Origin of the sequence: Anabaena sp. AL93 (assembly GCF_001672085.1) — a bacterium.
Taxonomy (GTDB): domain Bacteria; phylum Cyanobacteriota; class Cyanobacteriia; order Cyanobacteriales; family Nostocaceae; genus Dolichospermum; species Dolichospermum heterosporum.
Genome location: NZ_LJOU01000024.1, coordinates 1 through 16,001 on the forward strand (window position 1 = coordinate 1; position 16,001 = coordinate 16,001).

The window sequence follows — 16,001 nt, forward strand, 5'->3', positions numbered from 1 at the left end:
CCCTACCTCCCCTACCCCCTCTCCCGTCATTTTCGGGTTGACAGACTACTAGATATCTAGCTGGCGAGGGATATTAACCAATTCGTAAAGCTTATTTTCAAACTTTTGGGTACAAGCTGACCAATCAAATTCTAGAATCGAGGGACGTGCTTGTGCAGTCAATTGATTTTTAAGATCAGGATCTTCGAGTATGGTAATTACCTTTTGGGCAAAGTCTTCAGGGCTATTAGGTGCAGCTAAAAAACCATTTACTCCAGAAATAACCTGTTCAGCGGTTGAAGGGGCAACAACAGCCACTACGGGAGTTCCAGAAGCTAAGGCTTCGTTGGTTGTGGTACAGAAATTTTCGGTGACAGAAGGGTTGACAAATATATCTGCTTTTGCAAACCAACCTAAAAGTTCTTTCCCATGAGATTCACCCCAAATTGTGACACCATTGGGGAATTTTTCGGCACGACGGCGAATTTCTGCATCTAGGGGACCGCTACCGACAATTACTAAATGGACATCGGGAATTTTGGCAGCAATGAGGGGATAAATATCTAAAAGTTGATTGACATTTTTTTCTGGGGTAATGCGTCCCACAAATAAAATAGTTGGACGTTTATCATCAGGAATTGGATCATAACAAATATTGCGAGGGTGAAATTTTTCGCAATCAATTCCTTGATAGGGTAAATATTCGCTACGTTGCGCTTTTAGTTTTTGGTATTTAGTTAATTGTTCGCGGGAAGAGAATAAACTTAAATCATAAGTTTCACTAAATTGTTTAACTAAAAGTGGGAGGAGAGGACGAACTAGGTTAAAGAATGTATTTCCAAAATAATATTGGATATAGGCAATGATATCTGTATGGAAAATTGAAATAATGGGTGTTTTGGTTTTTTTGGCATATTGTACTCCCACGGAACGCCCATAACCTTGTAGGAAGCCAGAATATAAACCTCTCATTTGTGGGGCTTCTTCAACAACAATAATATCGGGTTGAAAGTGATTAAGTAGTTTTGTATCACTCCAATGACGATGGTTTAATGGTTGGGGTAAAGATTTATAAAATATCAGTGGTTCTGTCGGAAATGAATAGGAGGAAAAATTAATAAATGTTTCTAGTTCTTCTATTCCCGACATGGGACGATTTCCCACTTGGTTAGGATATTTATTATTGATTTCTGGGTGAACTAGAAAAACTTCATGCCCTTGTTTTAATAGCCAGTGAACTCGTTGATGAACGGCGACAGAAACTCCGGTTAAAAATGGGGCATATAATCCTGTAAATAAGGCGATACGAAGGGGTTTATTTTTCATGACTTTGAGGAAATATTTTTTGCAAAAATAGATTACTGATGCGCTGGTTTATAATAATTGTTGAATTGGGAATTTTAGATATTGAAGTGAAATAAAAAATCTAAAATTTCCCTATTCTCTTAAATAAATATGTTGGGTTTTCTCAACCCAACCTAAGTAGGTGAGCGTTGAAAATTGTCGTTATGGCAAGGCAAAAGGCAAGAGGCAAGAGGCAAGAGTGAAGAGGGTTTGGGCGATTTTACATTTCTTTACACAGTTTGGTTTTATTGTGTTCACCTACTTACATTTAGTTAGCCGAGCAATATTATTTAAAGAGATGCTTTGGGATCAATTGGTTGATCTAGCCATTGGTAAGGACGATATTCAATTAACCGAATATTTTCACGCCCTTTAATGCGATAAGTAAGTCCACGCCAAGTAATTGTTGATACCCACAAAGAAGATAATATTGTTAACCCGTAAACCCATTGTGTTAGGGGAATAACTATCAACATTTTTAGGATGATTAAAGGCGACAATTTGGGTATTTTTTCACCTTGATTGTGCAGCACTTTATGTATGCCAAATTCCATCAATAGCATTAGCAGGACTAAGCCCATGGTATAGGAAATATAGGCGGAAAATAGCAAGGCGGCTGCGTCCCATTGAGCCTCAATCAATAGCTGAAAAATAACAATGATGACTGCATTGGGGACGATGATACTAGAATATGCTTCACTGATTATGGCTAACCACCGGGGATGATAAAGTTTAGAACCAATTATTAACCTTTTTAATGATTCTAGTAAGTTACGTAGACTACTTTCCTCCCGATTTAGCATCAATAAAGAAGGAATAAATTTGATTTGTAACTTTTCTTGCTTGATAAGTTTATGGAGAAGCATATCATCTGTTAATACTTCTCCCCACTTATCTAAAAGGTTGATGCGGTTTAATACTTCTGTTTTGATTGCTAATGTTCCACCCCAGGGAATTTGAAAGAGAAACATTTGCACTACGGTGGAAACGTTACCAGAGTAGCGAACTAATGAACCCCAATAATTACCTGTGGGAAGATACCAACGATTTCCTGTGGTGAGTCCAACTTGATCATCAATAAGGGGGGTAACTAATTCTCGTAACCAATTAGGATGAGCTACAGTATCAGCATCTATAAAAGCTATAATTGGATAGGCATTATCCAAATCAGAAACAGCTTGAACTAAGGAACTGCATTTAAGGCTACAATTATGACGAACTGCTCTTAATATGCTAATTTCAACGTTGGTTGCACCTAGTTGATTGATTGTTTCGGTGGCAATTTTCAAAGCTGGATCTTCTTTACTATCAATGATCAGCTTTAAATCGTATTCTGGGTAGTTTTGTTGTAAGAGCGATCGCAAACAATTAGGTAAAAAAGGATCAGCACCCCGTAAACAGAGGATTACTGCCGTTTTTGGTAATTGTTCATCTGGTAATGACTTGGGTTTGTGTGAACGTAAATACCATAAAAATACTAACGTTAAACAAGTTTGAATTACCAGCCAGCCGAACAAAGACTTAGATAGAAATATCATAAAATCTGGCATTATTTCTATAGTCTTAGAAGGGAGTCAGTAGGGGCGGGGTTTCCCCGCCCAATAGTCAGAAGTGAGGAATTATGTCTAATTCCTAGTTAGGGATCAAGAGAATACTTAAGAAAGATGTTAATGGTAGTATTCTTGTCAACTTTGAAGCTGGAATTATTGAACGTAGGTGAGCCAGTGCTGATAGAAACAGTAGGATTTTTAGAAATGCCAAAGCCCTCTTGAGGAATTCCAAAAAAGTCTTTATTGAGTTTGCGATCGCCATTTTGATCATCAACTACAGCTACAGCATAAGTTCCCGGTTTTAATCCAGAGAATACCCGCTTTATAGAACTACCTGTAATTTTAGTACAACCACTTTTAACTTCACTTTTAGCATTATCGGGAAATCCTTTTTCAGAGTTATAAACTCTCATACAAATTTCCCCAGTTTTGTTAGTAATACCATTAACAACCACAGTTAAAGATCCTGTTGATTCAGCATAGGCTATGTCTGTGAAGTTAACAGTTAGTAAAGTAGCAAGCAAGAAATTACTAACTTGGAATATTTTCAACATAGATCAATATTTCACCCGTAATAAGTTTAGAGGAATTTAATAGTAGTTTTTTACTACTAAAAGTGATTTGTTGTCCAATAAATTGCTAAGTAATGGGACAGAATTAATTACACAACTGATTTTTCTGTTCCCTGTTCCCTGCGATGCACTGAGCTTGTCGAAGTGTTCCCTGTTCCCTCTCTCAACGAGTGAATTTAATTTTGTCCGACTAAGTAGGTGAACACAATAAAACCAAACTGTGTAAAGAAATGTAAAATCGCCCAAACCCTCTTCACTCTTGCCTCTTGCCTCTTGCCTTTTGCCTTGCCATAACGACAATTTTCAACACCAACCTACTTACTTAATATTGCTATAGTTCAGGTTTGATAACTAAACTTACGCAAAAACAACATTTTGGCAGCCATTAAGAAATCTTTCACCAATAACCATTCTGTACCTGATAGCTTTTTAGCGATGCTGATATGGCACAAAATTTGCTCATACCAATTAAGTTGACTATGATGAATAGAAACCCAATATTCCTGTAAAATTCGCCAATGAGGTAACAAAATTTTTCCCTTATTCGTTGAATCAAACCAGACTGCATAATCATAAAAATTAGGCAACATATTCAATGAATACTGGGGATTATTTTGATTAAATGACAAATAATCAGGAAAGAACATACTCAGGGATTGTTGAGGATGGATTCTCGCAAAGAATAGATATTCGGGAATTTCATAAAATTTTCCCAGCATCCCCAGCCTTAATAATAAAATTCCATCTGCATTCCCATAACCACCCATAGGAGGTATTTGTCTTAATGCACTACTGCGAATAACTCCGTAAATTTGATAACACAAATGTTTAGTTAGTAATTCATGAAATCTTTGATGAGCTTTTAGAGAATTAGTATTGAGTTTAATGTCATAATTTTGGATAAATTCTCCCTGCTCATCAATAAAATATGTGTGGGAGTGACATAAAATGTATGTTGGATCTTTTTCCAATACATCCATACATTTCTCAATAAAATCGGGGGCGTGCAAATCATCATAAGCAGCCCATTTAAAATACTCACTGTGAGATAATTCAAAAACACGATTGAAGTTACAAGCACAACCAATATTAGTTTCATTACGATAGTAACGAATCCGTTGATCTTGAGCTGCATAAGTCCTACAAATAGCCTCAGTATTATCTGTAGATGCGTTATCCGAGATAATTAACTCAAAATCAGAAAATGTCTGTGCTAATAGCGAATCTAGGCATTTTTCAAGAAATTTCTCCCCATTATATACAGGTAATCCAATACTTAACTTTGCTTGAGAGTTATTCATGCACAAATTCCTAAAATCTAGGTATTATTTCATTAATTTTTGAAGGTCAGTTTTTTGCAACCATTCATGAGTGCGGCGCATTCCTTCCGCTAAATCAACCTTAGCTTGGTAATTCAAAACACTTTCTGCTTTAGCAATAGAATAGGCATAGGGACGACTCATAAAATCAACTGATTCTGGCAGAATATCTGCCTTTTTCCGAAATAGTTTTTGCCCCTGAAGACGCACTTTTAGAAATAATTTCATTTCCTCTTTAGGTAAAGACATTGGCGCTGGTAAATTTTCCAATGATGCTAAATGAATAAAATACTCCTTCCAAGAAGTTTCTTTACCATCGGTAATATTAAAAACCTCTCCATAAACCGATTTTTCTATGGCTAAAAAGATAGCATCAATTAAGTTATCCACATATAGATGATTCATCACACCTTTGCCTTCATTAGCATAGGCAAATAATTTTTGTCTCATCATCTGAATTGGGCGGACAATCCAAGGCAGACTTCCTGGCCCATAAACATCACCAGCCCGAATCACAATTACTCCAAATTCTGGAGCATTATTGAGTTTTAAAACTTCGATTTCCGCCTCAATTTTTGTTTGACAATAAGCATTATTTTCCCCAGATAGCACACCTGATTCTGTGACTTTATCTGAGTAATCAAATCCATATACTAAGGCAGTTGAAAGATGAACAAATGTCTTCACACCAGCTTGTTTAGCAGCCTTAGCAATGTTTACAGTACCGCTGACATTTATTTCTCGAAAATGCTTAATATCCCCGGCTTCTTCGGCAAATTGAGCGTTATGTAAAACTATATCTACTCCCTGACAAGCTTTCGAGCAAATTGCTGGGTCAGTGATATTACCGACAAAAATTTCTACGCCTAATTTTTGGAATGTTTGATCTTTAACTGGAGAACTTTGAATACCTTTAACCTTCATACCTTGCGCTACAGCTAATTCGGCTGCACGTAAGCCAATAAATTCATCAATTCCAGTAATTAGCAGAGTTTTATTTTGTAAGTTCATGGGGATGTAGATAAGTGTTCGGTAATGAAAAAGTTATACAATCTAAGTTGAAAAATTGCGATTAAATGCAACTACGAAGTATTGTATTTGCAAAAGCATTTTACCGTTGTGAATAACATTAAACTTCTATCTTTAGTTGGTGTTAATTTGCTAAATATTTAGCAGAAGTTGATTAATTTGAGATGCAACAAATTCCTAGAAACTATCAGCCGGATCAGCAGAACGAAGTTTATTAATAGCTAAAGCTCCAGAGGTAATGCAAATTAAGACTGTAGAGACTAGAACAAGTAAGGCATTATTACTTGTCATCATGATAGGTAATTTAGTTGCCCTCATAGCAAAATCATATAAACCAATAGAAACAATAAAACCAGGAATGTAACCTAATAATGCCAAGATTATTGCTTGTTGAAAAACCACATTCAATAAATATCCATTAGCATAACCAATAGCTTTTAAAGTTGCATAGGCAATAAATTGAGTAGCAATATTGCTATACAAAATTTGATAAACAATTACCACACCCACAACAGAAGCCATGATGAGCATCAGATTAAGAATAAAACCAATGGGGGTTCTAACCGACCAATATTGTCTTTCAAAAGCGACAAATTCTTGGCGAGTAAATATTTGAACGTCCTTTGGTAAATTGGCTTTTAAATTTGCTAGAACCCGTTTTATATCCGCACCATCTTTGAGTTTAATCACCCCCATATCTATTTTTTCAACTGGACGGCTATTAGGGTTGATTCTTAGAAAAGTTGAATCACTCACAATTAAATTACCATCAACACCAAAGGACGGTCCTAAACTAAATAAACCACCTACTCTCACTCGATAACCTTTGACAGCATCAAAGGGAAAAATTTCAATTGCTTGTTCAATATTTCCTTGATTAAATAATTCTGCTATTGGTCCAAATTCTGGACGGGCATCTCTATCAAAGAGCATAACATCAGGAATTTTGAGTTTATCCAAATTTTGTTGGACTTCTGGAATATCTAGTACGGATTTTCCAGGGTCAAAACCAATGACATAAATTGAATATTTCTCACCACTGACAGGATTTTTTAATTTTGCAAATTGCAAATAAATTGAACTAACGGAATCCACGCCATCAAAACCTAAAGTTTGGTATAATCGAGTCCGAGAAAAACTTTGAATTGCTGTCAAAGATTTATATTGAGAACTAACTAAAAATAAATCACCGTGCAATCGTTGATGTAGTGCTGTGGCGCTAGAATATAGTGCATCTTGGAAACCAAGCTGGATGAACATTAACAGGACAATGAAGCCAATTCCGGCTACAGCTATGACAAAACGAAGTTTCTGTTGGGCAAGCTGTAGCCACCCTAAAGGAATTTTGATATTCATATTATTTGTTAGTTGTTATTTGTCAGTTGTTATTTGTCAGTTGTTAGTTGTTAGTTGTTAGTTGTTAGTTGTTAGTTGTCAGTTGTCAGTTGTCAGTTGTCAGTTTTAGAAAATAACTAATAACCAATAACCAATAACCAATGACCAATGACCAATGACCAATAACCAATAACCAATGACCAATAACCAATGACCAATGACCAATGACTAATGACTAATGACTAAATCTGGATTGCAACATCAACTTGTAAGTTAGTTAAGCGAGATATTTTTTGACTATCGGTGGAATCATCAATAGATATTTTGACTTCAATTACTCTCCGGTCTGCGTCAGAATTGGGATTAATACTAAAGATGCCTTGTTTATCAACTTGCCAACCAACTTCTCTAACAGTTCCTTGTAATTTGCCAGGAAATGTAGTGCTGGTAATGATAGCTTTTTGTCCAACTCGAACATTTTGAATATCGGTTTGATATACTTCTGCTAGAACCTGCATTTTTGACGTATTACCAATTTCTGCAAAACCAGAAGTACCAATTACTTCGCCATTTTTGGTGTGAATTCTTAAAATTGTGCCGTCTATAGTAGAAGTAATATAAGTTAAATCATGGTCAGCTTTTGCTTGTTTAATTGCAGTTTCTGCACTTTTAACTTCAGTTTTTGCTAACTCTACATCTACAGTCCTGACTTCCTTAAGACTATTAAGTTTGAATTTTCCTTCTTTAAGTTGATCTTGTAATGTGTCTTGTGTGCGTTTGAGAGTAGCTTCGGCTTCTTTTAACTGCTGTTGTGTGGTTTTGAGAACTAACTTTTTAGTATCAGCAACAGAAGCAGAAACAGCACCAGCTTTTGATAATTGTTGATATCGGTCGCTCTCTTTTTGTGCATTTTCGACTTCAGCCCGAATGCGGTTGATTGTTGCTGTTTGAGCCGCAGCATCTCCTTTTAATTGGGAATTTAATCTAGTAATTGCGGTTTTTTGAGCATTGATATCTCCAGTTTTTGCTCCAGCTTGTACCTGTGCAAGTTTAGTTCTGGCAATTAATAATTTATCAAATGTTTGTTGGATAGCTGCTTGAGAACGAGCATAGTTTTCTAGATAGGCTAATACTTGTCCTTTTTTAACATTATCTCCTTCCTTTACCAATAATTTTTCTACACGAACACCATTGACAGAATTAGGAGCAGATAAATAAGTAATTTTATCTTGTGGTTGTAATCTTCCTAAAGCAGTTACGGCAACTTTAACAGGAGTGGATTGAGATTTAATAACGGAACTAACAGCAGGAGTTTGAGTTTGAGAATTGGTCTTTAATTGATGGAAAATGTATAAAGATACTAAACCTGTAGAGAAAGTTAGAGAAGTTGCTAGAATTATTCTCCATTTTAATGAAGTCAGGTTGAATAGTTGGCGTTCTTTATTTACTGCCATATTTTTATTCCAATGGTATTATTTCGGAAAAATACTTGTCACTCAATTTTGGATTGACTCCAACCTAAAGTGTAGAAGCTCGAAAATTTTAGATTTGGGATTGACGATTGGGGACTTGTACCAAGTTTTTTAATCTAAAATCTAAAATTCCCGGTCATGTTTATAGACTTATTCTCTGTTGCTTTTAGATCAGAGATATGTCTAATTATTTATGTATGAATTGTTATCAGCATTTTAGCTGTTATAAATACCCAAATTAGCGGTTTTTTACTTACAATTATCTATGGCTAATGCCACGCTAAGTAGGTTGGCGTTGAAAATTGTCGTTATGGCAAGGCAAAAGGCAAGAGGCAAGAGGCAAGAGTGAAGAGGGTTTGGGCGATTTTACGTTTCTTTACACAGTTTGGTTTTATTGTGTTCACCTACTTATGCTATCAATTTTATGTTGAGTTGCCATTTGATTAAGTAGCCTAAAATACGATAGCTTTAAGGAGAAATAAAAATCTGCACTGCCCAAGTTGTGATGATGCTAATAACTTAGGTAAATCAATAAACTTACCTGTGATTATCCCAAACAACTTGGATATTGTCAACTAAATTTAGTCGTTTTTATCAAGAAAATCCTTGACTAGATACTATATTTAATTACTCATAAATTAATTTAAAAATCTGTACTTTTTTTAGCAAATTATCGTAAATAGATGCTAATTGTCCATATTTCATCACAATTGATATGTTTACAGGTTAATGTTCAACATCCCATAAATTAATGTTTGGTTTATAAATAACCAATTATCTATAAAAGGTAAGTTATCTTATAAATTCATCAAAAACAAAGACTTGATTATGATAGTTTGCTCAAAAAAGACCCAATTATGTTCAAATGTTGGCTGTGTGATTTATTTATAAGTTACTTATAAGACAATTTAACTACAACTCTTGAATTATCAAGCTAAGATTGATATTAAACCCGTAATTACTCAGGATATGTTATGGATAAATATAGTTCTGAATTATACTTGGCTAATTATGTTTTATTGACCATGAGGTAATTTGACAAATATTTTCTCCCAAAAATTAGCAAAAATGAACTATTCCGTTTTCATAAATTGTGCTAGTCTTTTTATTAATTCAACATTTATAGATGAAAGATAAATTGTTGATTTGATTTCCATTAACGGAAGAAATACTAAAATCCATGCAGTTTTTTACAGTAGGATTGCCTAAAGAAACAAAACCTATCCCTGAATAAACCGGGGTTTTGGATCTCACTAAGTTAGCAACTGCTAGATGATTGAAAACCTGTTTAAGTATTTTTTCACTATTCACAAAATTCTCCACAGAGTGTTTATTATTTTTGTAACGATTTTGGCAGCTTTGATCAGTCTAATCATCTAAAATAGGTTATCCTGGACTTTCAAAACTGGCAATTTCTATATCAACATACACAACGTTGTTATCCAATAGGTAAAACATTGAATGAATACGAGATAAAACCACTTCAGTTTAAGTATGTCCTTTTGCCAGTTATTAACACAATGTAATTGACACTTTTTATAGCGGTAATCACGCTTGGTGCAATATAATCGAGGGCGCAGGCCCTGCGCCCCTACAGACTTTACAATTTGCTGACTGGATCTCATTTTCACAAGTTGAGTATTTTCTAGTATTTATTCACGAATACAAGGTTCTAAAATTGTGGAAAAATATCCAAAAAATACTCAAAATTTTGTCAAGTCAAGCATTTAAACTTACCTGCGGCGCGAACGAATGCAGATTGGATAACTATCTGTTAATAGTCTGCTGCACAATTCACGGTACTCAAAATTAGTCTATGTCCTATGTCTTGCCCCCCTCAAAAAATAGACACAATAAAAAGTTCTTTGACGGAATTAGAAGCCCAAATTAATAGTTTTGAACAGGCTGTGCTGAAGTTTATAGAGGAAGGAAAAATGAATTCAGGAAACTTAGAAAATTCGATAAATTCCATGTCAACGAACGAAATTAATAGAAAACTGCACACAACTCCTATAGCTATTATTGGCATGGCTTCTTTAATGCCTCAGTCGAGAACATTAAGGGATTACTGGCAAAATATTGTTAATAAAATTGACTGTATTACGGATGTTCCTTCTAGCCATTGGAGTGTAGAAGATTACTATGATCCTAATCCGAGAACAGCAGAAGATAAAACTTATTGTAAACGTGGTGGTTTTATTCCTGAAGTTGATTTTAATCCGATGGAATTCGGAATTCCTCCCAGCATTTTAGAAGTTACAGATGTTTCTCAACTATTAAGTTTAGTAGTTGCTAAAGAAACAATGGAAGATGCTGGTTATAGCGACTCCCGTGAATTTAGCCGCGAAAATATCGGCGTGATTTTGGGTGTGGCTATGGGCAAACAATTGGGAATGCCATTAGCCGCCAGATTAGAATATCCGATTTGGGAAAAAGTTCTCAAAAGCAGTGGTTTATCTGACGAAGATACCAAAAAAATCGTTGATAAAATCAAATCTGCTTATGTGAAATGGGATGAAAATGCTTTCCCTGGAATGTTAGCAAATGTGGTGGCTGGGAGAATTGCTAACCGTCTCAACTTTGGCGGTACAAACTGTGTAGTTGATGCAGCTTGTGCTAGTTCCTTTGGGGCATTAAAAATGGCCATTAGTGAATTAGTTGAACATCGTAGCAACATGATGTTAACCGGTGGAGTAGACACCGATAACACCATCATGGCTTACATTTCCTTCAGCAAAACTCCGGCGGTTACTCCTAGCGATAATGTGAAACCATTTGATGCTAAATCCGATGGCATGATGTTAGGTGAAGGTATTGGGATGATTCTCCTCAAACGCTTAGAAGATGCCCAAAAAGATGGGGATAAAATCTATGCGGTAATTAAGGGAATTGGTACTTCTAGTGATGGGCGTTATAAGAGTATTTATGCCCCTAGAAAAGAAGGACAAGTTAAAGCATTAGAACGGGCTTATGATGATGCTGGTTTTTCTCCGGCAACTGTGGGTTTAATGGAAGCACACGGTACAGGGACAATGGCTGGAGATCCGATAGAATTTAGTTCTTTGCAGGATTTCTTTGGGAAATATGACAGCCAAAAACAACATATTGCTTTGGGAAGTGTGAAATCCCAAATTGGACATACAAAAGCCGCTGCCGGTACTGCTAGTTTAATTAAAACTGCCCTAGCATTGCATCATAAAGTATTACCAGCAACCATCAATATTACTGAACCAAATCCTAAATTAGATATTGAAAATTCTTCCTTTTATCTGAATACTCAAACTAGACCTTGGATTAAGGCAGAAGGTGAAACTCCTCGACGTGCGGGGGTGAGTGCCTTTGGTTTTGGTGGTACAAATTACCATGTTGTTTTGGAAGAATACGAACCGGAACAACAAAGTTCCTATCGTTTACATGGTGCTGCGGGTGAGGTGCTGTTGTTTGGTGCTACTCACGCGGAATTAATTAGCAAGTTAGAAGCGACTTTAAATAATTTGCAAGCTAATGATGGGGAAAGATATTATTCTCAATTATTGTTAGATTGTCAATCTTTAGCTATTCCCAAAACTGCACTCAGAATTGGGTTTGTATCCGAGAATTTACAAGAAGCTTGTAAGTTGCTAGAAGTTGGTATTGGTTTATTAAAAAGTAAGCCTGATGCAATTTCTTGGGAACATCCTCAAGGTATTTATTACCGTTCTGCTGGCATGGATTTGGGTGGAAAGGTTGTCGCTTTATTCTCTGGACAAGGTTCTCAATACTTGGAAATGGGACGAGAAGCGGTGATGAATTTCCCTAGCTTGCGACAGTTATATGGGAAGATGGATCATCTGTTCAAGCAAAGCAATTTGCAACCGGTTTCTGAAGTGGTTTTCCCTCGTTCTACTTTTGATGAAGTTGAGAAAAAAGCCCAAGTTGCAACTTTGCAAAGAACCGAATATGCACAACCGGCAATTGGGGTGTTTAGTGCTGGTTTGTATGGAATTTTGCAACAGGCTGGGTTTAAGGCAGATTTCACCGCTGGTCATAGTTTTGGTGAATTAACGGCTTTGTGGGCGGCTGGAGTGTTGAGTGAGGCTGATTATTTGTTCCTAGTGAAAGCTAGAGGACAAGCAATGGCCGCACCCAAAGATCCAGATCATGATGCTGGTAGTATGTTAGCGGTGAAGGAAGATATCAGCAAGATTGAACCGCTGCTGAAGCAGTTTCCAAAAGTAAGTATTGCTAACTTTAATTCTCCTACCCAAATTGTTTTAGCGGGTCCAAAGTTAGAAATTCAGAAAGTTCAAGATGCTTGCGAGAAATTAGGATACAGTGCGGTTTTATTGCCTGTGTCTGCGGCTTTCCATACTCCGTTGATTGCCTTCGCACAAAAGTCCTTTGCGATCGCAACTAAGTCGGTAACTTTCCAAAATCCGCAAATTCCAGTTTTTAGTAATGTCACTGGTAGACATTATCCCCACGACGCAACCGCAATTCAAAAGAACTTAGAAAGCCACTTGGCTAGTTCTGTGTTGTTTAAACAAGAGATTGAAAACATCTATGGGGCTGGTGGTTATTGCTTTGTAGAATTTGGACCCAAACGGGTTTTAAGTAACTTGGTAAAAGATATTTTAGGCGATCGCCCCCATCTTACCATATCTCTCAATCCCAGTGCCTCCAAAAACAGCGATCGCTCCCTCAGAGAAGCAGCCGTCCAATTGCGCGTCATTGGCATGAATTTGGGCAATCTTGACCCCTACAAACTTCCTGCCATACTTCCCCCCATTGCCACCAAAAAGACCCTCAGCGTCAAACTAACAGGCATTAACTACATTTCCGACAAAACCAAAAACGCCTTTACCGAAGCCTTACAGGACGGACACAAAATCAGTAGGGGCGCGGGGCCCGCGCCCAATTCGGCAGAACCCGCACCCAAAGTTGCACAAGTTCAGGAATTCAAGAGTTTAGAAATAGAAACTCCTGTAATTGCCAAAATCCCCACAACCAACGGACATAACGGTAACGGTAACGGACACAAAAAACAACCCCTCATTGAAACCCAGTTCCAGCTACAGCATCAGATGACTACCACTGCAACCATTCAAAAACAATCCAGTCCAGAACTGTTCGCGCCCCAATCCAGCGAGAAGATGCAAACACCAGATAAACTTATAAATTGCCAACAAATTCTCACCAGCTTAGAACAACTTCTGAGCCAGTTCCAGCACAACCAAAGCGAGAATTTAGAAGTTCACAGCACCTATCTCAACCATCAAATAGAATACGCCAAAACCTTCTTCCAACTAATGCAGCAGCAAAACACCTTATTTGCTAATGCTAAATCCTCCGCCCAAGCCGCTCAAATTAAGCAAGTAATCATGGAAAGCTTAGAGCGGAGTATGATTCAGTTTCATTCCCAACAAGGTGAAACCCTCCGTATTCATGAACAATATCTGCGGGAACAGATAGAATATACCAAACACTTTTTCCAACTCATTCAAGAAGAATATTCTCAACTTATTTCTGACACCCAAGAAATAGCACCTGCAAATGTTAGTGTTACTCCAGAAGAAGCACCTGTCCCTCCCACAGCCACCATTACTCCCCCTCAACCATTACCAGTAATTGAGCCAAAAGTTCAAATTGCAGAACCTGTAATTGCAGCACAAGTCATTGAACCTGAACCAATTATTATTCCCCAGTCCCCAGTTGCATTTGTCCCAGAACCCACACCTGTAACCAGCAACTTAAATCTGGATGATCTAGCTAACAACCTCTTAAGCATTACCAGCGAGAAAACTGGTTATCCTATCGAAATGCTAGAACTCGATATGGATATGGAAGCCGACTTAGGAATTGACTCCATTAAACGAGTAGAAATTCTGGGAGGATTGCAGGAATTATATCCCAACTTGCCCAAACCCAACCTGGAAGAACTAGCAGAAAAACGTACCATTGGTCAAGTTGTCGAATATCTGCAAGGACAAAAACAGGTAACAACAGAAATCGCACCTGAACCCGCTATCATTCCTCAAGTGCAAACACAAGTAATAGAGGAAGTAATACCTGAACCAGTGATTATTCCTCAAGTGCAAACCCAAGTGATAGAGGAAGTAATACCTGAACCAGTCTCCAGTAACGAATATGCAGATTTAGGACAAACCCTGTTAAACATCACCAGTGAAAAAACAGGTTATCCAGTCGAAATGCTAGAACTGGACATGGACATGGAAGCCGACTTAGGGATAGATTCCATCAAACGGGTAGAAATACTCGGAGCAATGCAGGAAGCATACCCCGACCTACCCAAACCCAATATAGAAGAATTAGGCGACCTACGGACAATCGGACAAATCGTTAACTACCTCCAATCACTGGTGGGAGGTGAAAAAAAAAAGCCGCACATTGATGTTAACCCGGTAACAACCACCACCGTAGGGGCGCAGGGACTGCGCCCACTCCTCGACCTCACCCCACCACCGATAGTAGACATCAATCTTCCCCGTCGTCCAGTTCAGCTAAGAACCTTACCCAGACCAGATTTTTTAGAAGCGCAGCTACCCGAAGGACACATTGCTTTAATTACTGATGATGGTTCTTTAACTACTAGCAAAGTAGTCCACGCACTGATAGAACAAGGTTGGAAAGTAGTAGTTTTGAGTTTCCCCCAATCCTTAGTTCCCGAACAATTGCCATTACCAGCAAGTGTTACCCGCGTCACATTGGCAAATATGAGTGAACAACATCTGCAATTATTATTGCAAAGTGTGACTACTAAACACGGACCGATTGGGGCATTCATTCACCTACATCCTCAATTTACACCGGAAAAACCTGGACATATTTCCTATCCAGAAGCAGAAAAGGCAATTCTTAAACAAGTGTTTTTAATGGCTAAACATCTGAAAGCAACTTTGAATAATGCCGCATCTTTACCAGGAAGAACCAGCTTTTGTACAGTTGCCCATCTTGACGGTGAATTTGGCTTAGGACATCAAGGTAATTTTAGTGCGATCGCTGCCGGTTTGTTTGGTTTAACAAAAAGTTTGCGCTGGGAATGGCCACAGGTCTTCTTCCGAGCAATTGACCTCAATCCTAGTTTAGATCATCATGAATCTGCCCAATATATTGTCGCTGAATTGCATGATTCTAATCGCTATATTGGCGAAGTTGGTTATGGTAATCAAGGAAGAGTAACCCTAGTTGCTAAAGCTGAATAATTTATATAGTGGGTATTAATTACCCACTATACCAATCCTAAATAAAATGTGTTCGCGAAGCGTGCCGTAGGTATCACATCTCTTATTTTCTTACCTCTGTGTCCTCTGTGCCTCTGTGGTTCGTTAAAAAACTAGTTCATAACTCAAATAGGATTGCTATATTTCAACAATTATTCTCTTCTTTTTAGAAGAATATGGA

8 protein-coding genes are annotated in these 16,001 nt (G+C 37.4%); 1 reads left to right on the top strand and 7 read right to left on the bottom strand.

The genetic code is table 11. The features are described 5' to 3' along the window. Window positions 1-48: 48 nt before the first annotated feature. From AN486_RS08270 to AN486_RS08300, 7 genes are all read right to left on the bottom strand, one after another. A complete protein-coding gene (locus AN486_RS08270) occupies window positions 49-1,305 on the bottom strand; it encodes a glycosyltransferase (protein WP_053537777.1) in 1,257 nt (418 codons plus the stop codon). Between the two features lie 308 nt (window positions 1,306-1,613). After that, complete coding sequence (locus AN486_RS08275; RefSeq protein WP_053537778.1) at window positions 1,614-2,873, bottom strand: glycosyltransferase family 2 protein; 1,260 nt, start codon at window positions 2,871-2,873, stop codon at window positions 1,614-1,616. A gap of 86 nt (window positions 2,874-2,959) precedes the next feature. Beyond that, on the bottom strand, window positions 2,960-3,427 hold the full coding sequence (locus AN486_RS08280; RefSeq protein ID WP_053537779.1) for a DUF2141 domain-containing protein: 468 nt from the start codon (window positions 3,425-3,427) through the stop codon (window positions 2,960-2,962). 356 nt (window positions 3,428-3,783) lie between these two features. After that, window positions 3,784-4,746: a glycosyltransferase family 2 protein gene (locus AN486_RS08285; protein WP_015081092.1), complete on the bottom strand. Its 963-nt coding sequence runs from the start codon at window positions 4,744-4,746 to the stop codon at window positions 3,784-3,786. Between the two features lie 24 nt (window positions 4,747-4,770). Next, on the bottom strand, window positions 4,771-5,775 hold the full coding sequence (locus AN486_RS08290; protein WP_168635360.1) for an NAD(P)-dependent oxidoreductase: 1,005 nt from the start codon (window positions 5,773-5,775) through the stop codon (window positions 4,771-4,773). Between the two features lie 195 nt (window positions 5,776-5,970). Further along, the gene (gene devC / locus AN486_RS08295; protein ID WP_053537782.1) at window positions 5,971-7,149 is read right to left on the bottom strand and encodes an ABC transporter permease DevC; all 1,179 of its coding nucleotides are present in this window, start codon (window positions 7,147-7,149) and stop codon (window positions 5,971-5,973) included. Between the two features lie 221 nt (window positions 7,150-7,370). Further along, window positions 7,371-8,582, bottom strand: a complete 1,212-nt coding sequence (locus AN486_RS08300) for an ABC exporter membrane fusion protein (protein WP_290600123.1) — start codon at window positions 8,580-8,582, stop codon at window positions 7,371-7,373. A gap of 1,841 nt (window positions 8,583-10,423) precedes the next feature. On the opposite strand from AN486_RS08300, the gene AN486_RS08305 reads away from it, so the two are divergent. Next, window positions 10,424-15,802, top strand: coding sequence for a type I polyketide synthase (locus AN486_RS08305; RefSeq protein ID WP_290600124.1), 5,379 nt, complete (start codon window positions 10,424-10,426; stop codon window positions 15,800-15,802). Window positions 15,803-16,001 lie beyond the last annotated feature (199 nt).

What these genes read in the sequence shown, in the direction of transcription:
- AN486_RS08290 (WP_168635360.1), bottom strand. Translation starts at nt 5,775, where the DNA reads ATGAACTTACAAAATAAAACTCTGCTAATTACTGGAATTGATGAATTT.
- AN486_RS08280 (WP_053537779.1), bottom strand. Translation starts at nt 3,427, where the DNA reads ATGTTGAAAATATTCCAAGTTAGTAATTTCTTGCTTGCTACTTTACTA.
- AN486_RS08285 (WP_015081092.1), bottom strand. Translation starts at nt 4,746, where the DNA reads ATGAATAACTCTCAAGCAAAGTTAAGTATTGGATTACCTGTATATAAT.
- AN486_RS08270 (WP_053537777.1), bottom strand. Translation starts at nt 1,305, where the DNA reads ATGAAAAATAAACCCCTTCGTATCGCCTTATTTACAGGATTATATGCC.
- devC (WP_053537782.1), bottom strand. Translation starts at nt 7,149, where the DNA reads ATGAATATCAAAATTCCTTTAGGGTGGCTACAGCTTGCCCAACAGAAA.
- AN486_RS08275 (WP_053537778.1), bottom strand. Translation starts at nt 2,873, where the DNA reads ATGCCAGATTTTATGATATTTCTATCTAAGTCTTTGTTCGGCTGGCTG.
- AN486_RS08300 (WP_290600123.1), bottom strand. Translation starts at nt 8,582, where the DNA reads ATGGCAGTAAATAAAGAACGCCAACTATTCAACCTGACTTCATTAAAA.
- AN486_RS08305 (WP_290600124.1), top strand. Translation starts at nt 10,424, where the DNA reads ATGTCTTGCCCCCCTCAAAAAATAGACACAATAAAAAGTTCTTTGACG.